The following is a 25,418-nucleotide window of genomic DNA, read 5'->3' as shown; positions in this document are numbered from 1 at the left end:
TTTTTAGGATGCGGGCTTGACGAAAAGGCCTATCCTATCATACTCTTCCTGCCCTGCCACCAAGGGGGTGGCAGATCTTAATCGCATAAACGCGTAAGAAATAGTCATATATGAAGACCCACGTGAAAAAAGGTGATGAAGTGGAAATCATCGCCGGACGTAACCACAAGGGCAAGCGCGGCACCGTTCTCGCCGTGAATGCTTCCAAAGGTACTGTCATCGTAGAAGGCGCCCGCACCCTGAAAAAGGCTGTGCGCCCGACCGAACAGAACCCGGAAGGCGGCATTCAGGAAATCAACGGCCCGATTCACATCTCCAACGTGAAAAAAGTAGGCTAGGCCATCCGGTCTGACCCTGCGCTTAAGCCATATCGATCATTAATAAAGAGCTGACCCGCTAAAACAATGAGTACACCAACACTGCAAACATACTACCGTGAAAAGGTCGTTCCCGGCCTTCAAGCGAAGCATGCATACAAGAACGTGCATCAGATTCCCCGCCTGGAGAAGATTGTTGTCACCTCCTGCATGGGCAAGCACCCGGACCGCAAGCAGGCCGTGGAAGATGCCGTTAATGAAATCGCCAAAATCACCGGACAAAAACCCTCCGTCACCTATGCCCGCAAGAGCGTGGCCAACTTCAAGGTGCGTGAAGGCGAACCTCTGGGAGCCCGCGTAACGCTGCGCGGCGCCCGCATGTGGGAATTCCTGGACCGCTTCATCAATATTACGGCTCCGAACATTCGCGACTTCCGCGGTCTTCCCTACAAGTCCTTTGACGGGAACGGGAACTATGCCGTCGGCATCTCCGACCAGTCCATCTTCCCCGAAATCGAACTTGACCAGATCAAGCGTCAGATCGGCTTCGATATCATTTTCGTGACTTCCGCTCCTACGGACGATGAAGGCCGCGACCTGCTTCGCGCCCTGGGCGTCCCCATGCGCGAACCGAAGAAGGCCGAAGAAACCCAAACTGCCAACGCCTAACTATTTCTTACCATGGCCGTATTAAGTGATCCCATTTCCGACTTCCTCACCCGCCTGAAAAACGCCAGCCTGGCCGGCAACGAGGAATTTACCGCTCCCTGCTCCAACATCAAGGTGGAAATCGCCCGGATTCTGCAGGAAGAAGGCTACATCTGGAACTATGAAGTGACCGGAGAAGGCTCCAAGAAGCAAATCAAGGTGAAGATCAAGTTTACCCCGCAGGGCAAGCCGGTCGTTACCGATGTGAAGCGCAGCTCCAAGCCGGGCCGCCGCCAGTACGTTTCTTCCGAGGACATTCCCCGCGTTCTCAGCGGGCTTGGCATTGCCATCGTCTCCACCTCCCGCGGTGTGATGACCGGTGCGCAGGCGCGCAAGCAGAGCATTGGCGGCGAACTTCTCGCCCTTGTATGGTAACCATTAACATTTCCTAAACATATGTCCCGAGTTGGTAAAAAATCCATCACATTGCCGGACAAGGTAACGGTAAAGGTTAACGGCTCTTCCGTTCAGGTGGAAGGCCCCAAAGGAAAGCTTTCCTGGACGCTTCCGGAAGGCATCACCGCTACCGTTGAAGGCAATCAGCTCTCCGTTGACCGCGTCGGCGAAAGCCGTCAGCTTCGCGCCCTGCACGGTACGAACCGTTCCCTGTTGAACAACATGGTCATCGGCGTGTCCGAAGGCTTCGTCAAGAACCTTGAAATCGTCGGCGTCGGTTTCCGCGCCGCCGTCAAGGGCAACATCCTGGATCTGAACCTGGGCAAATCCCATCCGATCAACCAGGTAATCCCGGAAGGCCTCAAGGTAACCGTGACTGAAAACACGAAAGTGACGGTCGAAGGCATCGACAAGCAGGTCGTGGGCCAGTTTGCCGCTGAAGTCCGTGCGTACTATCCCCCGGAACCCTACAAGGGCAAGGGTGTGCGTTTCGTCGGTGAAGTTATCCGCCGCAAGGAAGGCAAGAGCGTCGGTAAGTAATTCAGGTAATAACTATTACAACATATTTACACACGATGAGTACTATCAATCGCAAAGCCATCCGCGCCAAGGTTCGCCGCCGCATCCGCAGAAAGGTTTCCGGAACGGCTTCCCGCCCCCGCCTGGCTGTCTATTTCTCCAACCGCCACGTCTATGCCCAGATCATCGACGATACGGTGGGCAAGACTATCTGCTCCGCTTCCACGGCCGATGCTTCCATCGCCGATCCTTCCAAACTCGCCAACTGCGCTACCGCTACCAAGGTGGGCAATCTGATCGGCGAACGCGCGAAGGCTGCCAATGTCACTGAAGTCGTTTTCGACCGCGGTGGATTCAAGTTCTGCGGTAAGGTGAAGGCCCTGGCCGATGCCGCCCGCGAAACCGGTTTGAAATTCTAATTGAAAGATTCCCTAAATGAATAACGAAACGGAAAACACTGCTCCTGCTACGGAAGCCGCCGCTCCCGCTCAAGCGCAGCAACCCGCAACGGGCGGCCGCGGACCCCGCGGACCCCGCCGTGACGGCCAGAATGGCCGCGGACCCCGCGGACCCCGTCGTGACGGACGCCGTGGCCCTCAGGCTGAAGCTCCCGTGGAAGAAGGCCCCCAGCTCGCTGAAAAGGTTGTGTTCATCAACCGTTGCGCCAAGGTCGTCAAGGGCGGCCGCCGCTTCTCCTTCTCCGCCCTCGTCGTGAGCGGAGACATGGAAGGCCGCGTAGGCTTCGGCTTCGGCAAGGCCAATGAAGTGGCAGACGCCATCCGCAAGGCTACGGAAGCCGCCAAGCGCCAGCTTCGCCCGGTCTCCATCGCCAACGGCACGATTCCGCATGAAGTCTACTCCGAATTCGGCGGCGGCAAGGTGCTTCTGAAGCCCGCCTCCCCCGGTACCGGCCTGATTGCCGGCAACACCATCCGTGCCGTGCTGGAAGCAGCGGGCGTGCGTGACATTGTTGCCAAATCCCTCGGTTCCTCCAACCACGCCAACGTGGTGAAGGCAACCCTGCAGGCTCTCGCTTCCCTGCGCACGAGCGACCAGGTTCTTGCCGACCGCGGCAAGAAGAAGGAAAAGGCCATCTAATCTGATCAGGAGGCGGCGGCCCGGCGCCGCCGCCTCCACGAAATCCAACCATTGTAAATAACATGTTACAGCTTCATACGATTAAGCCCAATCCCGGAGCCAAGCACCGCAAGAAGCGCCTCGGCAACGGGGAAAGCTCCGGTCTCGGCAAGACCTGCGGCAAAGGCAACAAAGGCCAGAAGGCCCGCTCCGGCGGCACGATTCGGCCGGGCTTTGAAGGCGGCCAGATGCCCCTTCACCGCCGTCTGCCCAAGAAGGGGTTCAACAATACCCGCTTCCAGGATAAAATCCTCATTGTCAACCTCTCCCAGCTTGAACGCGTGTTTGAAGCCGGCGCTACGGTTGATGAAAACACCCTGCGTGCAGCCAAGCTCGTCCAAGGTCCCTGCGACGCCGTGAAGCTTCTCGGCAACGGCACCCTGACCAAGAACCTGAACGTAGTCGTGGACTTCGTGAGCGCCAGCGCCCGCGAGAAGGTAACCCAGGCCGGTGGCACCGTCACCGTGCTTAGCGAAGCCTAATCACATTTGGCGAACCGGGTCATGCAGCTTGACCCGGTTCGCATCATTGTGTTTACTGTTGCGGTTCCCATGGATGCCCCGGGTGCAAACCGCCGCGACATGCAAGCCAAGCTGCGCGCCAACTTTTATATTACAGGACCATGATATCCGCATTTGCAAACTCCATGAAAGTACCGGAGCTCAGGCGCCGGATTTTGTTCACACTGGCGATGATTGTCGTCGTCCGCCTGGGGGTACAGATTCCCCTGCCGGGCATTGACGTCATGGAGCTGCAGAAAGTGATTGAAGCCTCCGCGAACGCCAGCGGTCCCGGAGCGGGTCTGGCTACCGTGCTGACCATTTTCTCCGGCGGCGGCCTCCAGCAGTGCGGCATTTTTGCTCTGGGCATCATGCCCTACATTTCCGCTTCCATCATGACCCAGCTCCTTTCCGCGGTGGTTCCCCAGTGGGCCAAGATGGTGCGGGAAGAAGGCGGCCGCCAGAAAATGACCAAGTGGACGCGCGCCATCGCCATCGTCATTGCCCTTGTGCAGGGCTGGTTCCTGGTCGGCACGCTGGAACACCCGGAACGCCTGCAGGCCGTGGGTCTCAACATTCCTGCGGACTGCCAGCTTGTCATTGACCCCGGCATCCAGTTCGCCCTCATGACGGTGCTCATTATGGTGGCGGGCACCATGTTCCTGATGTGGATAGGCGACCAGATTACGGAACGCGGCGTCGGCAACGGTGTTTCCCTCATCATTTCCGTCAACATTATTCACGCCCTTCCGGGGGCAGTCACCCTGGCCTGGAAAACCCTGGTGTACAAGGACGGTACGGTTGTCCCCATGGGAGCCATGCTGCTCGTGGCCCTGATTGCTTTCCTGATTGTTGTGGTGGCGCTCGTCGTGACGGTGACGCAGGCCCAGCGGCGCATTCCCGTGCAGTACGCCAAACGGGTCATGGGCAATAAAATGTTCAACGGCGCCACTCAGTACCTGCCTCTCAAGCTTAACTACTCCGGCGTGATGCCCGTCATTTTCGCTACGGCCATCCTCTCCCTTCCGCAGGTCCTCTTCTCCCAGATCGCCCATTACAACACCACGCTGCAGTGGATCGCGACCAAGATGAATGACTGGCTGAATCCCGCTTCTTCCGGCTATTACATTATTTCCGGCCTCATGATTTTCTTCTTCTCCTACTTCTGGGTGGCGACCATGTTCCAGCCCTCCCAGATCGCGGAAGACCTGAAGCGCAACGGCGGCTATATTCCCGGCATTCGTCCCGGCCCCCCCACCGCCCTCTTCCTGGACCAGACCATGCAAAGGCTGACCTTTGCCGGTTCCGCATTCCTGACCCTCATTTACTTCCTGCCTTCCCTGCTGAATATCGGAGGCAATATCCCCTACCTGGTCACCCAGTTCTTCGGAGGCACCAGCCTTCTTATTCTGGTGGGCGTACTGCTTGACATGATGCGCCAGGTGGAAACGACTCTTCTTTCCCGCAATTACGACGGTTTCCTGAAAAAAGGCAAACTTAAGGGCAAATACGGGCACATCCAGGGTACCGGCGCCGCTGCGGGCAGCCGCACCGTTACCGTCATGTGGATTGTTATCGCCCTGCTTGTGCTGGCCGGAGCCATCGCCTACAACGCCATGCAGTAAGCCCCCCTTTTTTACTGAAAGTAAAGATATGAAGGAACTCAAGCATTTCATTCTGGTTGGGGCTCCCGCATCCGGCAAAGGGACCCAGGGCCGGTTTCTGGCTGATACCTTCGGCCTTCACTCCCTGAGCACCGGCTCCCTGTTGCGGAGGGAAGTGGAATCCTGCACGGAACTGGGCCGGAAAGCCTTGAGCTATATGGACAGGGCCATGCTGGTTCCGGACGAAATTGTCAATGACATGGTGCGCGGCTGGTTGTCAGAGATGGACCATGGCGCGTGGTTGCTGGACGGCTATCCCCGCACGGTTGCGCAGGCGGAAACGCTGGACCATTTTCTGAACCAGCGGGGAACCTCTGTGGACGTGGTCGTCTGGATGGATGTGTCCAGGGAGCTCATTGAACAGCGCATCATGCGCCGCCGGGAATGTTCCACATGCGGTTACGTGGTGCAGACGCCGGAAGAGAAATGCTCCAAGTGCGGCGGGAAAATGGTTTCCCGCAAGGATGACAATATGGAAGCTTTCGCCCGCCGCTGGAAAGATTTTGAAGCCATGACGCTGCCCGTAGCCAGGTACTACGAGGCCCACGGCCTGGTCGTTAAAATGACGGTGTCCGAAGAACGGGAACCTGCCGAGGTTTCCCGGGATCTGGCCCGCAAGCTGGAAGAGTACCGGCAATAGAAAGAATAATCCCATGGCAGAACGAATCCATATCAAGTCTCCCGGCGAGGTAGCCAAGATGCAGAAGGCCGGGGCTGTAACGGCGGAAATCTTGATGGAGATCGGGGCCGAAGTCCAGGTGGGACGCACTACGCGGGAAATAGATGATATCGCGCGTGAAATCTTTAAAAAGCACAAGGTAGGCAATTCCTTTTACCAATACCGCGGGTTTCCCGGCCAGCTCTGCATTTCCATCAATGAGGAAGTGGTGCACGGCAGCGCTGGTCCCCGCCGCATTCAGAACGGGGATATTGTGAGCCTGGACGTGGGCGCTGTTGTGGACGGCTGGCATGGAGACAACGCCATGACCGTTCCGGTGGGTATGGTGGATCCGGAAAAACTGCGGCTGCTGGCCGTGACGGAGGAATCCCTGTTCCGCGCCATTGAACTGGTAAGGCCGGGCGCTTTGCTGGCGGACGTCTGCGCGGCGGTGGAAGGTTTCGTGCGTCCCCGCGGTTTTACCGTGGTTCGGGATTTTGTGGGGCACGGCATAGGCCGCCACCTGCATGAAGAACCCCAGATTCCCAATTACCGCCCCCATTACAAGCTTCCGCGCCTGAAAAAGGGGATGGCCCTGGCTATTGAGCCGATGGTGAACGCGGGCAGGCCTTCCGTTAAAATTCTGGATGACGGCTGGACGGTCGTCACGGCGGACGGCAAGCCTTCCGCCCACTTTGAGCACACGGTTATCGTAACGGACGGCGCGCCCCTGATTGTGACGGACCGCCCCCGCATCGCGTTGCCGGAACAGCTCGGCATTGCTCCTTTGTAACTTCAGCCCCCTCCAGGGAATGACGCCGCCGGTATCTTCCGTTCCCGTGATTCTGGAGAAGACCGCCGCCCGCCGGATGGTGTGGGTGGATGTGGCCCGCGTGGTCGCCTGCATCCTGATTATTGCGAATCACATGGCCTTTTATTCGGCGGAGCTGTACCGGTGGATATGGGCGGAGTTCCTGGCGGCGCGAACGCCCTTTTTTCTGCTGGCGGCGGGCTACTTTGTGGGGAGAGGCTCGTTCGGCCCTCTGGATGGAGGAAGCCTTTTCCTCTGGAGGCGGAGCTGGTTTCTTCTCCGTCCGTATCTGGTGTGGGGGCTGGTTGCGGCCGTCCTGATCGGCTGGTCTCCCCTGCATGAATATTACGCGTCCTACCGGCCTATGTATGAATGGCTGGAAGGAGAGGAGGGCGCCGGGTTCTGGCCCGCTCTCGCGGCGTTCGGACGCTGCCTGGGCATTGCCGGGCATCCCGTGGACGCGCCTATGTGGTTCCTGCGCGATATTATTATTTATACTGCTGCGGCTCCCCTTCTTTACCGCTTGGGAGACTATCTGCTCTGGGCGGGCATGGTCATGCTGTCCCTGAACTATTTTGCGCTGGATCTGGCGGATCATGATTATCCCATCGCCAACAGCCTGGGATTTTTCCTGTTGGGAATGTATGTTTCCCGGTATTCCCTCCCGTTCCTGACGGAGGCCGTGCGCCGGTACGCTGTGCCCTTTCTGGCTGCCACGCTTGCGCTTACCTGGTGGCTGGCAGGCCACCGGGACCAGCACAACTCGATGCTCATCGCCCTGGGCATGCTGGGGCTGATGTCCCTGGCCATTCTGTTCACGGAATGGTTTCCGCGCACGGCCAGATGGGTGGCGGGGTTGGCTCCGGCGTGTTTTTTCATTTTCGGGACGCATTACATCGTCATCATCCTGTTGCGTGAAAGCGGCTGGATTACATGGAAGGGGGAAGCGTGGGACATGCTCTGGCTTTGTCTGGTTCCGGTCATTTTCGCCGTGCTGGCGGGGCTTTTTTTCTGCATGAAAAGATTTGCCCCGCGGCTGGTTCCCCTGCTGGGGGCCTATGGGAAATAGCCGTCTTGAAGAGCCGTTCCGCCGGGACGGGAAGGGAGCCGCGCTTATCTCTTGCCGTCAAAAGGCAAATCCCTTATTCTTTCCTTTGCTGGAAGGGGTGGAAGCGGCTTTTTTGTCACGTTGCCGTTCTTGCTCCACGGCCGGGAAACAATACATGGTATGGCAATGATTCAAGGCGAGCAGGTTCAGGATTCGGAATTATCAACTCAGGCGGTGATCTATCTGGGCCCGAGCTCCATGAGCCTGATGGTGGCTGAGGCTGTCCGGGACAGGATTCGCCTGCTGGATTTCCTTCAGCAGCCCGTCCCGATGGCGCGTGATATTTTCCGGTTCCACCGCATTTCCCGGCATACCATGGACCGCTGCGTGCAAATTATCGGCGACTATCTGGAAATTCTCAAGGAATACGGAGCCGGCAGCAAGCTTTCCGTCCGGTTCATGATTTCCAACATCATTTCCGAGGCGGATAATGTGGACGTGTTCGTGAACCGCATGCACGTGGCACACGGCCTGCGGGGGCGCCGCATTGACGACGGCAAGATGACGCGCCTCATCTACGTGAAGGTGCAGGAGGCTCTGGCCCAGTATCCGGGATTCAGCAAGAAAAAGGTGCTTGTGGTCCATACGGGGCCGGGCAATACCCGCGTGCTTCTGTTCCAGAAGGGGCGCATCGTGCGTTATTCCTGCTACAGGCTGGGAACGCACCGCACGGGGGAGGCCGTCGGGGAAATCGAGTACGGAGACGATGTGGCGGAGCTTTCCATTCTGCGGGAGCACATGCGCGGACAGGTGGACCAGATTTGCCTGGATTACGGGGGCGTGAAGGGCCTGGCGGGCCTGATCGTCATCGGCCAGGAAATGCAGCAGCTCCGGGACCGCCTTTCCCCTACGCCGGAAGGCAAGGTGGCGTGCTCCTCCCTGGCGGCGGAGGCGGAGCGGATGTCCCGCACCACTCTGGAACAGCGCATGAACGTTTACGGGGCGGATTTCGCCGGGGTGGATTCCCTGCTGCCCGCCGTCTTGATGACGGAAATGATTGCCCGCAGCCTGAACCTGGATGACGTCATTATTCCCGCGAGCGGTTATGACGAGGAGTTTTCAAGCAGCCTGATACGCGCGGAACAGCATCCGGGGGATCTGGAGGCGGAGGTTCTCCATTTCGCCGGGATTCTGGCGGACAGGTACAAGGCGGACAAAGGGCACCGCGAGCATGTGGCGCGCCTGTGCATGGAAATGTTTGACCAGCTTCAGGACCTGCACCGCCTTTCCGAGCATGACCGGCTGCTGCTGGAAGTGGCCTCCATCCTGCATGAGGTTGGGTCTTTCATCAACCAGCAGAACCACCAGCTCCATTCCCAGTATATCATTCTCAACAGTGAAATTTTCGGCCTTTCCCGGGATGATGTGGAAACGATCGCCCTGCTGGCCCGCTACCACCGGCATGAGGTTCCCGCCAATTCCGATCCCATGTACGGGGAGCTGGAGCTGAGGGACCGCATGCGCGTAGCCAAGATGGCCGCCATCCTGCGCGTGGCGGACGCCCTGGAACGCGGCCATGCCCAGCGCGTGAACGGCGTCCGGGCGCATATCCGCGGGCGCATGCTGGAGCTGGAGCTTCAGGGCGTGCGGGAAACCGCCGTGGAAGACTTGGCCCTGCGGCTGAAGGGCGACCTGTTTGCGGATATTTTCGGGTATGACGTCGTGCTGGCGCCCCAGCGGTAGGCTGATTTAAAAAACTTCCATTTTCCATTTTTCCCATGTCTGACGAATATATCAACAGAGAACTTTCCTGGCTGGAATTCAACCAGCGTGTGCTGGACCAGGCCGTAAGGACGGATCTTCCCCTTCTGGAACGCCTGAAGTTTCTGGCTATTACCGCCTCCAACCTGGATGAGTTTTTCATGGTGCGCGTGGGCGGCCTTCAGATGCTGCGGCATTCCGGTTCCCGCGTGAAGGACATTTCCGGGCTGACGCCCACCCGCCAGCTGAAAGCCATCCGCTCCCGCGTGGGCCGCATGATTGAGGACCAATACCGCCTGTTCCATGAGGAAATTCTTCCGTGGATGGAAATCAACGGGATCAACCCCCTGGCGATGGAGGATCTCAGCACTTCCCAGAAACTGACGCTGGAGCAGTATTTCAACAACCAGATATTCCCGCTTCTGACGCCGCTGGACATGGATGCTCCGGAGGCTCCCGCGCTGCCGTCCCTCAAGCTGCTGATGGGCGTGGAACTGCGCGACAATGAGACCGGGGAGGTGCGCTCCGCCGTGGTGGCCCTTCCGGACGGCCTGCCGCGGCGCGTTCCCGTCCCTTCCGCGGAGGCGGAACGCTACGTGATGCTGGAGGACCTGGTCCGTGAGTGCATCGGCACCGTTTTTCCCGGTGAAACCGTTCTTTCCGCAGCGGTGTTCCGCGTCACGCGCAATGGGGATATTGCCGTGCAGGAGGAAGACGCCCTGGACCTGGCGGATGAGATGGAGGAAGTGCTCGTAGCCCGGAAATTTTCCGAATGCGTGAGGCTGGAAGTAGAGTCCTCCGCGCCCGCTCCCCTGCATGACAAAATCATGCGGATCGTAGGCGCCGGGAAGGAAGAGACTTATGACCTCAAGGGGCCCCTGATGCTTTCCGATTTTATGGAAATGGCCTTTGCACCCGGCAATGACCAGTTGAAGGTGGAGCAGTGGTCCCCGCAGCCGTCCCCTTCCGTGGACCCGGCCGTCAGCATTTTTGAAAACATTGCCGGCGGGGACATTCTGCTCAACCATCCCTATGAAAGTTTTGAACCCGTCCTGCGCCTGGTGGAGGAAGCCGCGGAAGATCCGGACGTCATCGCCATCAAGCAGGTGCTGTACCGCACCGCCAGGAACTCCCGCATCGTGGCCGCCCTGAAAAAGGCGGCGGAGAGCGGCAAGCAGGTGACGGCGTTGGTGGAGCTGAAAGCCCGTTTTGACGAAGCCCGCAATCTGGAGAAGGCGGAAGAGCTTCAGCGTTCCGGCGTGCAGGTTGTTTACGGCGTCAAGGGGTTGAAGACCCATGCCAAGATTTGCCTGGTGGTGCGCCGGGAACAGGGCATGCTGCGGCGTTACTGCCATTTCGGCACGGGCAATTACAATGAGACCACCGCCAAGATTTACACGGATATTTCCTACCTTACGTGCGACGACCAGCTGGGAGCGGACGCTTCCCAGTTCTTCAATTCCGTGACGGGGCGCACCAAGCTCATGCGCTTCCGCAAGCTGTATCCCTCCCCGGTGTTGATGAAGGCGCGCCTTATTGAACTTATTGAGGGGGAGGCGGAACGCGCGCGGCAGGGGGAACCCGCCCGCATTTCCGCCAAGATGAACAGCCTTCAGGACGTGGAAATTATTGACGCCCTGTACAGGGCCGCGGACGCCGGGGTGGACATTGAACTGAACGTGCGCGGCATTTGCTGCCTGAAAACGGGCCCCCGGCCCAACGGCAAGGTAATCCGCGTGGTCAGTATTGTGGACAGGTATCTGGAGCACGCGCGCATTTTCTTTTTCCACCACGGCGGCAACCACCAGCTTTTCATCGCCAGCGCGGACTGGATGACCCGGAATCTGGATAAAAGGGTGGAGCTTATGGTGCCCGTCACCAACGGAAAGCTGGCGCGCCGCCTGAAATCCATTCTGGACGCCTGCTTCAGGGACAATGTCCAGGCCTGCAATATTCTGCCGGACGGCACTTCCGAACATGTCGTCCGGAAAAAAGGCCAGAAAGCCTTCCGTTTGCAGCAGTACCTGACCAAGGAGGCGCGCCGCCTGGCCAAGGACAAGGAACGGGAACGCCAGCAGATGCTGGAACCGCACACACCGCATTAAAGGCGCTCGTCATGGGCGTCTGAAGGTCAGCCGGGAACAGTCTCCGGAGTACGCCGGTTTTCCGGAGAGGGAGGAGGAAGCCGGTTACGGTTTTCTGCCGTCAAGAATGGACAGCAATTTTTTCAGCCACCTGATTTTGTCCCGGCGTTTCCGGAAAATATGGCCCCGGGAGAAGAACAGTTTCCATTGCTGGCCGCGGATATGGCGCCGGAGTAGCGGGGCCAGCCCCTGGGAAATCGCATCCAGTTCCTTCCGGAACGCGGGAAGTTTCTTTGCTTCCGGCCACTAGAAAAAGGAGTACAGGATCCAGTGGAACTGCCCCATGGTTCCGGGGGTGTCAGGGAGCCGCCATGGTTTTTCCGGGCCTACCATGTGCAGCAGTTTCCATGAACGCCCGCAGGATATGGACGGAACGTTTTCAAATTCGGTTCCGCGCAGGAGCCGTGTTTTTTCTTCATCCCAGGTCCAGGACAGGAATTGGAAGTTCCATTCCGGAGGCAGCGTCGTCATGTCTCCGTGCAGGGCGATATTTAAGATGTCCTGGTCCGGATAGGGGAAGGGTTCCGGGCGGTTCCGAAGCTGTTGGAGCAGCCGGTGTTCCAGGTTGCGGCGGCGCATCTGGTCCAGATCCAGCACCAGGACGCCGGAATTGCAGTAGGAAAGGGGGGAGGAAAGGTAGTTGCCCATATATTCCAGATGGGGATGCATCGTTCCTTTTTCAATGCTCCAGAGGGCCAGGCCGTCTCCGGCCGCCGCTACGGAAGCTCCCCGCAAATCGGAAAAATACAGTTCGGCTACGTCTCCGGCCAGCAGGACATCTGCGTCCAGATAAACGATCCTGCCGTACTGCGGGAACAGGCTGCCGGCCATCAGGCGGGCATACGCAAGGGGGGAGTAGCGGTCCTTGTTGCCGTTTTGAAAGAGATGGCGGAATTCTTCCGGAAGTTGCAGGAAAGAAAGGGAAACCTGCGGAAAGGGGGCGGCAACCTGGTTCAGCTCCTGTATTATTCGCGCGTCCATTCCGTCGTGAACGATGTGAATGTCATAAAAGCGTCCGGAACTGGCGTGAAGGCAAAGGGTGTGAATGGCTACGCCCAGGGGCAGGCCCCAGCCGCCGGTGGCGGAAAACATGACGGGGATGCGTGATTTCTCCGGGGATGCGGGAACGGGCGGGGTTGTCATGGAATCGGGGAATTTCATGGGAAGGGTCTTGAAGAAGGGGCTGCGGGAAGGAATAGGCCGGGGAGGGAAAGAGCATGGAGGCTCCGTTCAGGCCGGAAAAGGGATGTCTGTTATTTGAAGAAGGGGGCGTCTGAAGTCTTTAAATGCCGGGGCCGGGATTTTTGCGGGGGGTAACCGTTTTTCCCCGCATGGAAAATAATTTGGCGGTTTTCGTTCATTTGTCCGTTTCATGGTTCGGGGAGGCTTTTCGGGCATTCCTGTTCCTTTGGCGGTTCCTGCCGGGCGGAGAGAAGGGGCAGGAGCAGTCCGGCTGTTTTCCCTGCCTGGTACGCGCGGTCCGGAGGGGAGAAATGGAAGGGATCTATATATCTGCGCCCCTGCATGAAGTCATGGTGGTCTGAAAGAACCGCACCGGGCAGGGAAGATGCCGCCTCACGGACAATGGAATTAAAGGCGGTGATGATTTTCTCTTTTTCTTCATTCAGCGTGCCGTCCGGCCCATCCATGATGGACGTACTGGTTGCCAGGATGAGGAAACGGCAGCGCTTGCTGAGCTGGGAGACGAATGCCATGTAATTTTTGCGGAAGTCATCCACGGAAATGGCGGAGACCTTATTGGTGACGTGGGAACCGAAGGAAACAATGACGGCTTCGTATCCGGCGGAGGGAAAATATCCTGCAAGGGTGGGGAGATAGTCCGGATCTCCGGGAATCAGCGTGGAGGAGAACAAGTCAATGTCTTCCTGAAGTTCTGAGGCAAGGGGCCGCCACAAATGCCGCATGACGGAACCGCCAATGAGCAGTATGCGCGCCTGCCCTTTTTCTGAATGAATGGCCGTAATCCAGTCGGTTTCCTCACGGTAATGGGGAGGGGCCGCCAATGTCCTCCAGCGGGCAAGCATGCGTTCCTTCCGGCGTTTTCTTCTTTTCTCCAGCAGGCGGTGTATTTTCCCGGAACGCCTTCTCACCCACGTTTGGCCGAAAGGCAGCCGGTGGAGGACCTGTTTTCCCAGATTCCGGTAAGCTTCCGGGAAATCTTCTTCCCCGGAGTCGGGCAGGGGGCGGTATTGCAGCATATCGCCGCAAAAGTCAATGAATGGAAGGTTCAGCTTGCCTGCCAGCGTGCGAAGAAGGGCGTTCCAGGCTTCAAGGACGCCCGGTTCTTCCGCGTAGGGGTGCCGGGCGCTGCCGTAGTCGGAGGGCGGGGATGACAGGAGGATCAGGCGGCGCGTCTGTTTCCGCAGAAAGGCGAAAAGCCTGCAAAGCATATCTTCGGCGCTTTCCATGGGCCCGCCCCCTTCCGGGGGCTTTTCCATGAGCCTGCCGTTGGCCGGGGAAAGATGCAGGGGCGGCCACATGAAAAGAATGATGCTGTAGCGGGCGCCGGAAAGGCTGTGCTCCATTTGCCGCCACAGGCGGGGATGGTTGAGCGGGAAATTGAAGATGAGCGTGTCGGCGGCCAGTCGGGACGATTTCAGATGGCCATGGTTTTTTGCCAGAGCGGAACTGCCGATCACCAGCATTCTGTCATTGCCGGGCAGGAGGTGGTCGTGTTGCTGGTAGGAATAGATGAACACGGGAAAAACAGCAGTTACAGGGATGATCGGGGGAACTTCTTTGCAGAATAAAGAGTGTATCCGAGGATTTGGCACGTGTCTATTCCGTTTTTGGAAAACCTCAGCCGGAACATTTTCCTTCTGGCGGTCTTGAACTTCCAGAAGCATTGAAGGAGGCGCAGGTAAATCCACCGTCCGGCCAGGGCGGCCTCAAGATAAGCCCTCTGTTCCCTGGGCATCCCGCAAACGTGTTCGGAAGTGATGTCCGCCTCCCGCCAGAGTTCCGCCCAATGCCTGAGCCGCCCGGCCGGCATTTCATTGTCCGGAAAAAGCAGGGGGACAATATAATTCATGTAGGCCGTGCGGTTGCTGCCCAGAACCCCTTCCCGGAGTTTTTCCCTGGTGAGCATCTCGAATACGGCGTAATAACTTGCGGGCCGGGTTTCCGCTTTCCGGTTGCGAGAAGAAACGGATTGGGGACCGCCCAGCCCGTAGTGGTAGAGTTTTTCAGAGGTGAGGGCGACGCTGCGGCAGCGGGCGATGGCCCGGGAAACGTAAAGGGTGTCTTCTCCGCTGGTGAAGGAAGAAGGCAGGCGGACTTCCAGGGGGGCGGAACAGCCGGGGAGTATCCGCCTGAACAATTTGCTCCAGACGACGCCGGTGATCCTGTCTTCCAGAAAGAGCCTGAATATTTCTCCTTTCTCCGTAAAGACGCCGTCGCAGGCGGTGTTTTCAATATGAAGGAGTTTTTCCTCAGCCATTCCGCGCGATTCTCCGCTTTCAGCCGGAAGGAAGGGGGAATAGGAACATTGGACCATGTCCGCCCCGCTTTCTTCCGCGAGCCGGTAGAGCCGTTCGTACATGTCCGGCTCAACGTAGTCATCCGGATCCGCAAAACCCAGGTAAGGCGCCGCGGCTGCCCTGATTCCCGCGTTACGGGCTTCCGCCCTGCCGGAATTTTCCTGTGTAATCAGGCGGAAACGACTGTCTCCGGAAGCATATTTCCGGACGATGCCTCCGGACCCGTCGGTTGAACCGTCGTCCACGCAGATGATTTCCAGGTCGCGGAGGGTTTGTGCCGCCAGGCTGTCCAGACAGCGCGGCAGAAGGGACTCCATGTTGTAGATGGGGACGATGACGGAAATGAGGGGAGAGGGCATGGTCTGCTGTATAGGAAACGGGGTTATATCCGGAGCCATGAGCCGGGGATGAGTGCGTCATCCGTATGGTACCGGTCGCCTTCCTCCCTGTTGAACCAGATGCGCAGCGCGATGACGATTTTCTCCGCGTGTTCGTTGAGCCAGGCCGCCCACCAGGAGAAAGTGCTGTTGGCGATGATGTGGTGGCGGCAGTTTCGCATCAGTTCCAGATCGAAGTAGCCGGTGCCGCCGTCATTGATATCCACATGGACATGGGGCAGGGCGGGCCTCAGGTTTTGCCGGGCCCATTCTATGTCGTCCGAGAAGATGAAGTAACGCAGGGATTCCTGCGGAGCGCCTGCCGCCCGCAGCCTTCCTTCCATTTCAGCCATACTCCGGAGGTAGTATTCCAGAGGCGGCGGAGAAAGGTAGGGGTTGGAAAGGTAATCCGTTCTGCGGATGTGCAGGGAAATGGAGCAGCATGAACGGATATCTTCAAGAATGCGGGCGTTTTCCGGAGTCAGGGGAGTTTTCAGACGGAATTCCCTGCAAAGCTGTTCCCGGCAGTGGAGGAAGTATTGTTCCGTCTGAAAATATCCCTTGAAATAGGTATGGCGGCGGGGAGGAGCCGCGAGACCGGGATTGAACCCGTGCCGTTTTTCCTCCCGGAAATGAGGATATTTGGGAGCGGCGAACAGGGAACGCAGGCAGGCGGGAATACGGGACTTGCGGAAAGCCCAGGGGGGAGGGCCTCCTTCAATGGGAAGGGAAACCCGGAAGTGATGGAGTTCGCAGACCCTCTTATCATCATGTTCATATGATGAGGCTTCCAGTCTTGCTTTTCCCCCTTGCCGGGAGAGCGCGAAGAGGAAGGCGTATTGGAACAGCTGGTTTCCCAGCCCTCCGAAAAGACGCATGACTATTATTTTTCCTTTTGCCATGTTCAAGCAGGGGAAGGGGTTAAAACGTGATATTCCTGCGTATTTCCTCCAGCTGTTCGCGTACTTGCCGCAGCTGTGCCCTGCCATTCCTCCTCCATGAGGGGACAGGGCAGAAATGGAGGAGCTTCCGGCGGATTCCGGTGTTTTTGCCGGCCCTCCGGAGCCTTCTTCCGAAGTCTGAAAAGCCGGAGGATTGCAACAACAGGCGGAAAGGAAGATGCAGGGAGGCCCTCCGGCACTCGGCGGCCGTGCAATGGGCGGTCAGGAAGTCCCGGATGATGCTGTAAAGTATTTCCTGCTCCGGCGGGGAGAAAGGCATGCCAAGCAGCCTCAGTTCAAATGGTTCATGCTCAATAAAGCGGACGAGATGGCCGGCTTTTCTTTTCCAGAGATGGCGTTGTTCATAAAACTCTTCAATCAGGGAAAGCCACCGGGGGATCATGGGCAGGATGTCGGCGGTTCTTTTCCGTATCTGGTGGTGGTTGCCCTGTTCATGCTGGCGGTAATGGTAAACGGCCTCCGGACAGAAGGAAATTTTTTCTGTCAGCGCGAGCACGAAATGCGAGAAGAGGCCGTCTTCACAGGGGTGAATGCCTTCCGGGAATTCCAGATTGTTTTTCAAGGGGAACTCCCGGCGCAGAAATATGCCGCAGGTGGGCAGGGCGGGGATTTTATCCGGCGGAAACCTGTCGCAGAACAGCTTTCCCGCTACGGTCAAATCGCTTGCTCCGCGGTCCGAGGCGTCCAGAAGATGTTTGAGAAAGGCCGCGTCGATGAAATCGTCGCCGTCAACGAAACACAAATAGCGCCCGGAAGCGCGCCGCATGCCCAGATTTCGGGCGGAGGAAACGCCTCTGTTTTTCTGTTCAAAATAACGGATTCTTGAGTCCGCCTCTGAAAAACGCCGGGCGATTTCCCCCGACGAGTCGGAGGAACCGTCGTTAATGATGAGGCATTCCCACTCCGCAAGGGTTTGCCGGCGTATGCTGCTGATGCACTCTTCAAGATATCGTTCCTGGTTGTAAACGGGAACAATGACGGAAACCTGGGGGCTGTGGCGGGCAGGATTGGGTCATTGGCGGGACTGTTGAGGTTCGGAGGGGGAGCATGCGGCAAGAGCCCGCTTCAGGTTGGAGCGGGATTCCCTGTCAATATCCCTGCCCAATTGGAGAAGCGCCTGCTGCATTTCCGCGTATTCCTCCTCCGTTTGCCTGATGGCGCGGAGCATGGCGCCGCCAAGCGTTTCTTCCCCGTAAAGAAGTGCGTTCCGGTCATTGAAGCCGTAGAAGGAAGCGAATTTTTCATGGATGACCGGAATCTTCGCGAATCCGTAAATGAGCAGGGCGGAGCCGGTGATGCCGGTGGTAATGTAGCGGTCGTGCGCCGGATTGCCGGGATCAAGGAGAGGCAGGAAATAGTCCGCCCGCCTCATGGCCTCGTACATGGCGGGGAAGTCGAGTTTTCCGGCCACATGCAGGAAGGGGCGCAGGTGGCCGGGAATTTCTCCCAGTTCTCCTTCCCCTACGATGATGACGGAAAAGTCCCTGTGGCCTTCATGGTAGATGGTTTGCAGCGCTTCAATCAGGAGGTTGTGGTTTTTCCGCTGTGCGGAAAGGGAACCTACGGTAATGAATACGGGTTCGCGGTTCCGGGGCGCAGGCGGGATTTCCCCGAAAAAGTGCGGATTAACCATCATGCCCCTGGGAAAGGAGCCCAGCGTCAGCAACCGTCCCTGGCGGTCAAGTTCTTCTTCCCCGAACCGGGGGATATCCTTTAATTCATGTTCGACGGCCAGAAGATTGGCGAATTTGTCAAACCCCGTCATGTGAAGGAAACTTGCCCAACCCGGAATGTCATAAAAGGCGGATGTTGATACCAGGATGGCTTCGTACCGGGTGAGGACGCGCGCTTTGGCCAGGCGCTTCCATGAAGTGCACATGGCCGTGAAAATATGGATATCGCCTTCCTTGAAACAACACAGGGGCGATTGTCTGGCCAGGCTGTGATGCATCAGGACATCAACGCGGTATCCCATGTCGAGCAGGTGGCGGCAGAAACCGGGGATGACTTCCCCGTGGCAATAGTTGGGTTCCAGAATAAGGATGGTACGGCCGGCCACTGGATGCCTGCGCCATGCGCGCATGCTTCGGCGGGCGTCCCGGTCATAGTCGGACAGGAAATCGCGCAGGAAAGTGCGCCATTTTTTACGCAGGTTCCGAAACGGAATACACATGGTCAGCAATCGGAGCATGACTGTCTGCGTATGTGTCATTGGTTTCATGGTGAAAAATTGCAGGAAATATAATGAATATCGCCTGACGCGGATGATGAATGGCCCTTGTTACCGTTCCGGGCGGTTTTTCCCCCGCCGGGTAAAAAAGAATACGTTGTGTGACGAGGGCTGAATACTTAATAAATTCATACTGAAAAGCAATATCAAAAAAACTCCTTGGCGCATGATGCCGGAGTATTCCTGACGGTTTGAATTTTCCGCCGTATTGCAGCCGTACCACAGCCCTCCGTTTCCGTTATTCCCGGGAACTTCCTTCGGGAGGCAGCCTTTGCATTTCTTTCTGGAAACAGTTTCCCTCTTCCGGTTGTTCCGTTTTTCAACAGATGGCGTTGCTGTTTTTTCTTGATGTGAATTTTCAATCCGGATAAAAAAGGATGCTTCCGCCATGAGCGTATCCGTTTCCATCATTGTTCCCTGTTATAATGTTGCCGCCTATTTGGACCAATGTATGGAAAGCCTGGCCGGTCAGAGCATGGAAGATATCGAAATCATTTGCGTCAATGACGGTTCTTCCGACTGTACGGCGGAGATATTGCGCGAATGGCGGAACAGGGATCGCCGCGTCCGGATAATTGACCAGAAAAACAGCGGCGTTTCCGCAGCGAGGAACAGCGGCATGGCAGCGGCTGCGGGAACGTATATCGGCTTTGTGGATCCGGACGACATGGTGGAACGGAATATGTTCCAGCGCCTGGTTACTGCGGCCGCGGAGAAAGAAGCGGACGTAGCGGTGTGCGGATACCATGAATTTTGCGACTGCGGGGACATGGATATGCCTGAAAGAGGCTGGTCGCCGTCAGCCGGATTTTTCCCGGAGGAAAAAGCGGAACGGTTCCGGCGGGGGACGCCGTGGAGCCGGTGCGCGGGAACGGTGTGGAACAAGTTGATCCGCAGGAAGCTGCTGGAAGAAAACGGTGTGCGTTTCGTTCCCGGATTGCGCCAGGGGGAGGATTTGTATTTCTGTTTGATGCTGTTGACTGTTGCTCCGCGGCTCCTGATCCTTCCCGACCGTTTGTACCATTACCGGAGGGAACGCCCCGGTTCCGCCTCCTGCGGGCGGGATCCCCGCCTGGGGGATTTCCGCATGGATTTGATGGGCATGGAATCTCTGGCGCGTTTCTGGGGGGAGCGGGGGCTCCTTGATTCACCCGCCGCCTTCGGTCTGGTGGACTACTGCATGGAGTTGATGCGCAGGCATTTCATCATGAAAGAGGGAGCTTTTTTCAAAGCGTCTCCGGAAGACCGGGAAGTTCTGCTTTCCGGCTGGAAAAAGTGGCTGGAACTGGTGGGCGCGGAGAACGTCCTTCCCAGTCTGGACCGGTGGGACCGGGCTTTTTGCCGCCTTCTGCTGGATTGCCCCCTCCGGAGCAATTTTTTCTCTGCCCTGCATTCCCCGCCTGATGTCGTCCCGCAAGGGGCGCCGGGGGGCTTACTATACCCTGAAAAGGCACCTGATGAAGTGAAAAGGGGAAGATTCCCCCCCCTTTCCCTGCTGTTCCGGCGCCGCATGGGGTTGCGGAAAGGCGGAATCCTGCCGGCATCCTACAGGCCCGTGTAGCACATCTGCTCTTTGAGCTGGGCCACCTGGAGGTCTTCCCCCAGATATTCCCCGATGGAGTAGCCGAAGAGCATGGCGGCGCCGGGGCCGTTGGCGGTGAGCATGTTGCCGTCCAGCACCACATTTTCATCTTTCACAATATGGGCGCCGGCTTCGTTGAGTTCCCGGTAAACGTCCTGGGCCGGGTAGGCCGTGACGTTCCTGTCCTTCACCAGGCCCGCTTTGGCCAGCACGATGGGGGCGGCGCAGATGGCGGCCACCAGCTTGCCCGCTTCATGCATTTTTTTGACCAGATGGATAACTTCCGGCGTGTCGCGGAGTACCCAGGAGCCAGCGCCGCCGGGCAGGATTAAAGCGTCCAGCTTGTCGGCATGGAGTTTATCCAGCATGGTGTCCGTGCTGACGGTTACTTCATGGGTGCTGACCACCTTGTCGGACTGGACGCCGGCAAGCACTACGTCCATGTTCAGGCGCCGCAGGATGTCCAGCGGAGCCATGAGTTCGATTTCTTCAAATCCGGGGGCGGCAAGTATGGCGACTTTTTTCATGGTTGGTAAGACAGGGGGAGGAAGCGGAACGTTCAAGGAAAAGAGCAATATGTTCCGGTAGCCCTACAGGAGGAGAAGAACCGGGTTTTCCAGCAGGGTTTTGAATTCGGCGGCAATGTTGGAAGCCTTGCATTCCGGCAGAATGCCGGCGTTCACGTACAGGGTGACGGGCAGGATGAGTTTGGACACGGGACGCCCCGCTTCAATGCCCGTTTTCGGCGTAGTGCCTCCTATGCTGATGATGCTGTGGGGCATTTCCGGAAGCACGGCGCGCTGGGCTGCCACGTTCACGCCGCTGTCGCAAAGAAGGATGTTGGGCGCGACGCTGCCCGCGGGGAACGGACCTGCCGCGGGGGCGGCCAGGCGTTCCATGGCGATGTTGTAAATCGTCTTGCCGGAGGCGTTTTCAATGAAGACGTATTTTTCTCCCTTGTCCAGCACCATGAGCAGTTCCGCGGCGGCGTCTCCGGCCAGCCATTCCGGCTCGCTGGCGCATGCTTTCACCGCCGCGCGCACCACGTAGTCAAAGAGGCTGTAGCGGCCGCCGATGAGTTTTTCGCACTGGACGGCGATGGGCGTGCTGATGGCGGCCAGGTAAGCCATGTTCGCCTCCAGGGAATACAGGTAAAAGTTGTCTACGCGCGTGGCGTGGCGCGTGTCCCGGGGCGCCAGCGGGGTCTGCACCCGGCGGGCGGGGCCGCCCGCGGGGCGCAGGGCGGCCCGTACATCCGCGGCCATGATTTTGCCCCGGGGTCCGGTGCCGCGCAGCGTGGCGGGGTTCAGGCCGGCTTCCGCCGCCAGCCTGGCGGCCAGCGGGCTAAATGTCGCGGGCGGGCGCGGGAGGCCGCCGCAGGCGGCTGCGCCGAGTTCCGACTGAAGCAGCGCAATAGGCGCTCCCGCCGCGGCGGAACCTCCCTCCGGCACCAGGATTTCCGTCAGGGTGCCGTCCTCGCAGGCCTGGAGCTCCACATGGGCCTTGTCCGTCTCAATGTCGGCCAGATGGTCGCCGACTTCTACGAAGTCCCCTGTTTTTTTGATCCATCTCAGGACGGTGCCTTCGTGCATGGAGTCGGACAGGCGGGGCATTTCAATGGTAATAGCCATGGAGGTGAATGTTGAAATATGGTAAAAGGGAGGAAGGCACGCCGGAAGGGGCGGGATGTCTCCTTCCGGCGCGCGGAAACGCGGTTACGCGCTGTATTTTTCCACGCCGTCGATGAATACCTTGCAGGTATTGAAGTCATCGTCCAGCAGAACCATGTCCGCCGTGAAGCCGGGGGCGATTTTGCCCAGGCCTTCCAGGCCCAGGGACTGCGCCTGGTTCCAGGAGGTGGCTTTCACCAGGTCGCTGAGGGGTTTCCCGGTCAGGCGGTGCACGTTTTTCAGGCCGTGGGCGTATTTGAGGGTGCTGCCGGCCAGGGCGCCGGATTCCTGCAGACGGGCCACGCCGTCCTTCACGATGATGGGCAGGCCGCCCAGGTCTCCGGGGCCGTCCGGCATCCAGGAGCAGGCCAGGGAGTCCGTAATCATCAGCATCTGGTCGGAATCCTTGTTCTTGAACACGGTTTTGAGCATGTCCGCGCAGAGGTGGATGGTGTCGCAGATGATTTCAATCTTGATTTCCCTGTCCAGCAGGCCGGACCCCACCAGGCCGATTTCACGGTGGTGCAGGGGGGACATCTGGTTGCAGTAGTGGGTCAGGTGCGCCAGCCCCGCAGACTTCGCCCTGTTGAAATCCTCATGGGTGGCGGCGCTGTGCCCGGCGGAGCAGCGGATGCCGTTGGCCGTGGCTTTCTCAATGAATTCAATGGCTCCGGGCATTTCCGGCGCCAGGGAGACCAGCAGCACCCTGGCAATGGAGTTCAGGTTGGCCACTTCATCATAGTCCGGCTGGCGGACAAAGGCGGGGTTCTGCGCGCCGCAGCATTTGGGGTTGATGAACGGCCCTTCCAGGTGGACGCCGGGCGTTTTGGCGAATTCCTGGTTCTTCATGTATTCCGCCACGGAGGCGCATACGTCTTCCAGTACCTTGGGGGACAGGGTGAGGGTGGTCGGCAGCCAGGAAGTGACGCCTTCCTTCATTTTGCATTCCGCAATGGTGCGGAGGCTTTCCAGCTTGGCGTCGCAGGTGTCGCAGCCGCCGGCGCCGTGGCTGTGGATGTCAATGAAGCCGGGAAGGAGCATGCGGCCTTCCGCATCCACGACCTTGTCTGCGGCGGGAAGTTCGCTCCCGGCGGGATAGACGGCGGTAATGGTTTTGCCTTCCATTTCCACGGCAGCCCCGGGCATATCGATGCCGGGGGAGATGATGCGTGCGTTTTTAATGAGTGTCTTCATAAAAATGAATGGTTGTTGGATGGATGTTGATCGTCGTTTTTCTCCGTTCGTCCGCGTCTTCCCGCCTGGCCTCCGCTTCCTGCGGAAAACCGGGAATGGGCGGCGGTGTGCCGGAGATCGTTCATGACGCTGGCAGATTCCCGGTTATCTGGCGGCGTCCAGGGCTTTGTTCCACCGGGCTACGCGGGCGGCTTCCGCTTTCAGCACGGCGGCCGCGGCGTTCTTGTCCAGAATGCGGATGTCCTTGATTTTGTCTCCCCGGACAATGGAGTTGACGACATCCTGTCCTTTCAGCACCTTCCCGAAGACCGTATGGCGGCCGTCCAGATGGGGCGTGGCCACATGGGTGATGAAGAATTGGGAACCGTTGGTGCCGGGGCCAGCGTTCGCCATGGAAAGCACGCCGGGGCCGTCATGCCTGAGGTCCGGGGAAAACTCGTCTTCAAAACTGTAGCCGGGGCCTCCCATGCCCGTGCCGGTGGGATCGCCGCCCTGAATCATGAAATTCGGAATCACGCGGTGGAAGGTGATGCCCCTGTAGTACCCTCTGCTGGCGAGGTTCAGGAAGTTGGCTACGGTGACGGGCGCCTTGGAGGGGTAAAGGGCCAGTTCAATGTCCCCCTTGGTAGTGGAGAGGACGACATGGACGTCCTTGAGGCCGGCGGCGGATTCCGCGGAGGCGCTGAAGCACGCCAGGGCGCACAGGGAACACAGCAGAAGGGTGAGATATTTTTTCATGGCTTCTTGTTTCCCCCCTATCTTGCCCGAATAGAAGCAGGGTTGCAAGTAAATCGCGCGCCCTGACGGGAGAATGGCGCGGGGCGCGCCAATGCGGGAAGGTTTTTCTCTGAAGAAGGGATTTTTAAGGATGGGCGCCCGGTTGCCGGCCCAGGACTACCTTGAGCCGGAAGCCGCGCGGGAAAAACGGAAGACCGCCCACGCCATGAAGAGGCTGAGGATTCCCATGACGACGAATTGCCAGGAGGGGGGGATGACCAGCATCATGGCGTATTGGAACCCGACGGCCAGCAACCCGAGCGCGCAGTCCACCAGGTTGCCGGCGGCAATCATGTCCCCGCGTTTGTCATTGTCCGCCCGGTCCTGGAAAAAGGCATTCAGAGGCACCAGGAACAGGGCGGCGGAAATGCCCGCCGCCATCAGCAGGGCATTAAAGACCGGGGAAGCCATGGAGACTGCGGCCAGGGCCGCGCAGCTAGCCGCCATCAGCACGCCTCCCGCCACGGAAACATTCATCCGGATGTGGCGGCGGCAAATCACGGAGGCGAGAATGCCCCCCAGCACCGTTCCCCCGCTCATCCAGGCCATCAGCACGGCTCCCACGGAGCTGAAGTCATCCCCGCCACCGGAGATTTCCTTGGCCATCTGGATAGTCATCAGCATGACCGTGCCGCCGAAGAACCAGAAATAGCCGATGCCCATCTCGCTGACGCGCAGATTGCGGTTTTTCCACAGCTTGCCCAGCTGATGGAAGTGCTCGTAAAACAGGGACCAGGAGAAGGGGCGGTCCCCCCCGGGAGCGTACCGGGGCAGGCAGAAGCTGGAGGCCGCCACCGGAACGGCCAGGAGCAGGAACACCAGGCATGGGAAAGAGGCGGCATACCATCCGTCATTGATGCCGGAGGGTTTCAGCCATGCGTCAAACCATTGGAAGAAGCCCTCCCCCAGCCAGCGGTGCCAGATGGTATCCGTGGAAGGTTCCAGCAGGTAGCGGAACCAGATGAAGACGCCGATCTGGCCGATGAGCAGGCTGAGGATGGAAGCCATTTCCACAATGCCGCTGGCGAACCCCATGCGGGAGGTCCCCACGATGTCCTTGACGATTCCCTTTTTGGCCGGGCTGAAGACGGTGGCCTGCACGGCAAAGACGCAGAACCACAGGATGGCCCCGTTCAGATTGTGGACGCGCAGGCTCCAGTACATGCCCGCCAGCACGCATATCTGGAGCAGGGCCATGAATTGGATGATGCGCGCCTTGCAGAAACGGTCCGAAAGCCAGCCGACGAATGGGGAGAACAGGATGAAGGGCAGCACGATGATGGCCCCCAGCGGATATTCCAGGTCCCCCTCTGCGCCGTACAGCCAGACGCCCAGGGGAATCAGCAGGAATTGAGCCCCTTTTTCATTAAAGGAGTTCTGCGCCTGAATCAGCACGAGCCGCCAGAAAGCTCCCCATGGAACTTTGCGGGCGTGTCCTGGCGTATGGGCGCTGGAATTCATGA

24 protein-coding genes and 1 pseudogene are annotated in these 25,418 nt (G+C 58.6%); 14 read left to right on the top strand and 11 right to left on the bottom strand.

The window, feature by feature from the left end; translation table 11 throughout:
* Positions 1-110: 110 nt before the first annotated feature.
* From rplX to ppk1, 13 genes are all read left to right on the top strand, one after another.
* Entirely contained in the window at positions 111-338 is a 228-nt protein-coding gene (rplX, locus tag BHW66_RS06690; protein WP_012419972.1) for a 50S ribosomal protein L24, read from the top strand.
* Positions 339-404: 66 nt separating this feature from the next.
* Positions 405-986, top strand: coding sequence for a 50S ribosomal protein L5 (gene rplE, locus BHW66_RS06685; protein WP_012419973.1), 582 nt, complete (start codon positions 405-407; stop codon positions 984-986).
* Positions 987-998: 12 nt separating this feature from the next.
* Positions 999-1,400: a 30S ribosomal protein S8 gene (rpsH, locus tag BHW66_RS06680; protein WP_012419974.1), complete on the top strand. Its 402-nt coding sequence runs from the start codon at positions 999-1,001 to the stop codon at positions 1,398-1,400.
* A gap of 21 nt (positions 1,401-1,421) precedes the next feature.
* Positions 1,422-1,961, top strand: a complete 540-nt coding sequence (gene rplF, locus BHW66_RS06675) for a 50S ribosomal protein L6 (RefSeq protein ID WP_046434432.1) — start codon at positions 1,422-1,424, stop codon at positions 1,959-1,961.
* 35 nt (positions 1,962-1,996) lie between these two features.
* The gene (gene rplR / locus BHW66_RS06670) at positions 1,997-2,359 is read left to right on the top strand and encodes a 50S ribosomal protein L18 (protein ID WP_046434433.1); all 363 of its coding nucleotides are present in this window, start codon (positions 1,997-1,999) and stop codon (positions 2,357-2,359) included.
* 16 nt (positions 2,360-2,375) lie between these two features.
* Positions 2,376-3,038, top strand: a complete 663-nt coding sequence (rpsE, locus tag BHW66_RS06665; protein WP_031930630.1) for a 30S ribosomal protein S5 — start codon at positions 2,376-2,378, stop codon at positions 3,036-3,038.
* Positions 3,039-3,100: 62 nt separating this feature from the next.
* A complete protein-coding gene (rplO, locus tag BHW66_RS06660; RefSeq protein WP_012419978.1) occupies positions 3,101-3,559 on the top strand; it encodes a 50S ribosomal protein L15 in 459 nt (152 codons plus the stop codon).
* A 140-nt stretch (positions 3,560-3,699) separates the two neighbouring features.
* Positions 3,700-5,202, top strand: coding sequence for a preprotein translocase subunit SecY (secY, locus tag BHW66_RS06655; protein WP_102732923.1), 1,503 nt, complete (start codon positions 3,700-3,702; stop codon positions 5,200-5,202).
* A gap of 28 nt (positions 5,203-5,230) precedes the next feature.
* On the top strand, positions 5,231-5,881 hold the full coding sequence (locus tag BHW66_RS06650; RefSeq protein WP_286688973.1) for a nucleoside monophosphate kinase: 651 nt from the start codon (positions 5,231-5,233) through the stop codon (positions 5,879-5,881).
* A gap of 13 nt (positions 5,882-5,894) precedes the next feature.
* Entirely contained in the window at positions 5,895-6,692 is a 798-nt protein-coding gene (map, locus tag BHW66_RS06645) for a type I methionyl aminopeptidase (RefSeq protein WP_094137219.1), read from the top strand.
* A 19-nt stretch (positions 6,693-6,711) separates the two neighbouring features.
* A complete protein-coding gene (locus BHW66_RS06640; protein ID WP_046434440.1) occupies positions 6,712-7,779 on the top strand; it encodes an acyltransferase in 1,068 nt (355 codons plus the stop codon).
* A gap of 159 nt (positions 7,780-7,938) precedes the next feature.
* Positions 7,939-9,501, top strand: a complete 1,563-nt coding sequence (locus BHW66_RS06635) for an HD domain-containing protein (RefSeq protein WP_102739795.1) — start codon at positions 7,939-7,941, stop codon at positions 9,499-9,501.
* 35 nt (positions 9,502-9,536) lie between these two features.
* Positions 9,537-11,624, top strand: a complete 2,088-nt coding sequence (ppk1, locus tag BHW66_RS06630) for a polyphosphate kinase 1 (protein WP_102739796.1) — start codon at positions 9,537-9,539, stop codon at positions 11,622-11,624.
* A gap of 285 nt (positions 11,625-11,909) precedes the next feature.
* Here the strand turns inward: ppk1 and BHW66_RS06625 are convergent, their stop codons facing one another.
* The 6 genes and pseudogenes from BHW66_RS06625 to BHW66_RS06600 all read right to left on the bottom strand — a co-directional run bounded on the left by BHW66_RS06625 (position 11,910) and on the right by BHW66_RS06600 (position 18,723).
* The gene (locus BHW66_RS06625; RefSeq protein WP_286688972.1) at positions 11,910-12,824 is read right to left on the bottom strand and encodes a glycosyltransferase family 8 protein; all 915 of its coding nucleotides are present in this window, start codon (positions 12,822-12,824) and stop codon (positions 11,910-11,912) included.
* Positions 12,825-13,033: 209 nt separating this feature from the next.
* Positions 13,034-14,383: an SGNH/GDSL hydrolase family protein gene (locus tag BHW66_RS06620; RefSeq protein ID WP_253821769.1), complete on the bottom strand. Its 1,350-nt coding sequence runs from the start codon at positions 14,381-14,383 to the stop codon at positions 13,034-13,036.
* 14 nt (positions 14,384-14,397) lie between these two features.
* Positions 14,398-15,522, bottom strand: a complete 1,125-nt coding sequence (locus tag BHW66_RS06615) for a glycosyltransferase (RefSeq protein WP_286688971.1) — start codon at positions 15,520-15,522, stop codon at positions 14,398-14,400.
* Positions 15,523-15,545: 23 nt separating this feature from the next.
* Positions 15,546-16,418: an alpha-1,2-fucosyltransferase gene (locus tag BHW66_RS06610; RefSeq protein ID WP_286688970.1), complete on the bottom strand. Its 873-nt coding sequence runs from the start codon at positions 16,416-16,418 to the stop codon at positions 15,546-15,548.
* Positions 16,419-16,461: 43 nt separating this feature from the next.
* Positions 16,462-17,481 (bottom strand): annotated as a pseudogene (locus BHW66_RS06605) (glycosyltransferase family A protein); the annotation flags it as partial.
* Between the two features lie 33 nt (positions 17,482-17,514).
* Positions 17,515-18,723 (bottom strand): glycosyltransferase, encoded by a 1,209-nt coding sequence (locus tag BHW66_RS06600; RefSeq protein ID WP_146021569.1) that lies wholly within the window; start codon positions 18,721-18,723, stop codon positions 17,515-17,517.
* Positions 18,724-19,120: 397 nt separating this feature from the next.
* Here BHW66_RS06600 and BHW66_RS06595 point away from each other — a divergent pair, with 397 nt between their 5' ends.
* On the top strand, positions 19,121-20,293 hold the full coding sequence (locus tag BHW66_RS06595) for a glycosyltransferase (RefSeq protein ID WP_286688969.1): 1,173 nt from the start codon (positions 19,121-19,123) through the stop codon (positions 20,291-20,293).
* Here the strand turns inward: BHW66_RS06595 and BHW66_RS06590 are convergent.
* The 5 genes from BHW66_RS06590 to BHW66_RS06570 all read right to left on the bottom strand — a co-directional run bounded on the left by BHW66_RS06590 (position 20,278) and on the right by BHW66_RS06570 (position 25,416).
* Positions 20,278-20,841 (bottom strand): DJ-1 family glyoxalase III, encoded by a 564-nt coding sequence (locus BHW66_RS06590; protein ID WP_094137230.1) that lies wholly within the window; start codon positions 20,839-20,841, stop codon positions 20,278-20,280. The two genes, BHW66_RS06595 and BHW66_RS06590, sit on opposite strands and share 16 nt — an antisense overlap.
* Before the next feature lie 63 nt (positions 20,842-20,904).
* Entirely contained in the window at positions 20,905-21,945 is a 1,041-nt protein-coding gene (locus BHW66_RS06585) for a biotin/lipoyl-containing protein (RefSeq protein ID WP_286688968.1), read from the bottom strand.
* Positions 21,946-22,029: 84 nt separating this feature from the next.
* Entirely contained in the window at positions 22,030-23,178 is a 1,149-nt protein-coding gene (nagA, locus tag BHW66_RS06580) for an N-acetylglucosamine-6-phosphate deacetylase (RefSeq protein WP_102758629.1), read from the bottom strand.
* A 144-nt stretch (positions 23,179-23,322) separates the two neighbouring features.
* The gene (locus BHW66_RS06575) at positions 23,323-23,916 is read right to left on the bottom strand and encodes a peptidylprolyl isomerase (protein WP_123051989.1); all 594 of its coding nucleotides are present in this window, start codon (positions 23,914-23,916) and stop codon (positions 23,323-23,325) included.
* Positions 23,917-24,072: 156 nt separating this feature from the next.
* A complete protein-coding gene (locus BHW66_RS06570; protein ID WP_215833241.1) occupies positions 24,073-25,416 on the bottom strand; it encodes an MFS transporter in 1,344 nt (447 codons plus the stop codon).
* Positions 25,417-25,418: the final 2 nt, after the last annotated feature.

The sequence above is a fragment of the Akkermansia sp. 54_46 genome (genome assembly GCF_001917295.1).
Classification (GTDB): Bacteria; Verrucomicrobiota; Verrucomicrobiia; order Verrucomicrobiales; family Akkermansiaceae; genus Akkermansia; species Akkermansia muciniphila.
The sequence above is the reverse complement of the archived record's forward strand: the minus strand, read 5'-3'. Positions and strand labels throughout refer to the sequence as shown.

Coding starts and splice junctions, on each gene's coding strand:
- rplX (WP_012419972.1), top strand. CDS start 111: ATGAAGACCCACGTGAAAAAAGGTGATGAAGTGGAAATCATCGCCGGA.
- rplE (WP_012419973.1), top strand. CDS start 405: ATGAGTACACCAACACTGCAAACATACTACCGTGAAAAGGTCGTTCCC.
- rpsH (WP_012419974.1), top strand. CDS start 999: ATGGCCGTATTAAGTGATCCCATTTCCGACTTCCTCACCCGCCTGAAA.
- rplF (WP_046434432.1), top strand. CDS start 1,422: ATGTCCCGAGTTGGTAAAAAATCCATCACATTGCCGGACAAGGTAACG.
- rplR (WP_046434433.1), top strand. CDS start 1,997: ATGAGTACTATCAATCGCAAAGCCATCCGCGCCAAGGTTCGCCGCCGC.
- rpsE (WP_031930630.1), top strand. CDS start 2,376: ATGAATAACGAAACGGAAAACACTGCTCCTGCTACGGAAGCCGCCGCT.
- rplO (WP_012419978.1), top strand. CDS start 3,101: ATGTTACAGCTTCATACGATTAAGCCCAATCCCGGAGCCAAGCACCGC.
- secY (WP_102732923.1), top strand. CDS start 3,700: ATGATATCCGCATTTGCAAACTCCATGAAAGTACCGGAGCTCAGGCGC.
- BHW66_RS06650 (WP_286688973.1), top strand. CDS start 5,231: ATGAAGGAACTCAAGCATTTCATTCTGGTTGGGGCTCCCGCATCCGGC.
- map (WP_094137219.1), top strand. CDS start 5,895: ATGGCAGAACGAATCCATATCAAGTCTCCCGGCGAGGTAGCCAAGATG.
- BHW66_RS06640 (WP_046434440.1), top strand. CDS start 6,712: ATGACGCCGCCGGTATCTTCCGTTCCCGTGATTCTGGAGAAGACCGCC.
- BHW66_RS06635 (WP_102739795.1), top strand. CDS start 7,939: ATGGCAATGATTCAAGGCGAGCAGGTTCAGGATTCGGAATTATCAACT.
- ppk1 (WP_102739796.1), top strand. CDS start 9,537: ATGTCTGACGAATATATCAACAGAGAACTTTCCTGGCTGGAATTCAAC.
- BHW66_RS06625 (WP_286688972.1), bottom strand. CDS start 12,824: ATGAAATTCCCCGATTCCATGACAACCCCGCCCGTTCCCGCATCCCCG.
- BHW66_RS06615 (WP_286688971.1), bottom strand. CDS start 15,522: ATGCCCTCTCCCCTCATTTCCGTCATCGTCCCCATCTACAACATGGAG.
- BHW66_RS06610 (WP_286688970.1), bottom strand. CDS start 16,418: ATGCGTCTTTTCGGAGGGCTGGGAAACCAGCTGTTCCAATACGCCTTC.
- BHW66_RS06600 (WP_146021569.1), bottom strand. CDS start 18,723: ATGAAACCAATGACACATACGCAGACAGTCATGCTCCGATTGCTGACC.
- BHW66_RS06595 (WP_286688969.1), top strand. CDS start 19,121: ATGAGCGTATCCGTTTCCATCATTGTTCCCTGTTATAATGTTGCCGCC.
- BHW66_RS06590 (WP_094137230.1), bottom strand. CDS start 20,841: ATGAAAAAAGTCGCCATACTTGCCGCCCCCGGATTTGAAGAAATCGAA.
- BHW66_RS06585 (WP_286688968.1), bottom strand. CDS start 21,945: ATGGCTATTACCATTGAAATGCCCCGCCTGTCCGACTCCATGCACGAA.
- nagA (WP_102758629.1), bottom strand. CDS start 23,178: ATGAAGACACTCATTAAAAACGCACGCATCATCTCCCCCGGCATCGAT.
- BHW66_RS06575 (WP_123051989.1), bottom strand. CDS start 23,916: ATGAAAAAATATCTCACCCTTCTGCTGTGTTCCCTGTGCGCCCTGGCG.
- BHW66_RS06570 (WP_215833241.1), bottom strand. CDS start 25,416: ATGAATTCCAGCGCCCATACGCCAGGACACGCCCGCAAAGTTCCATGG.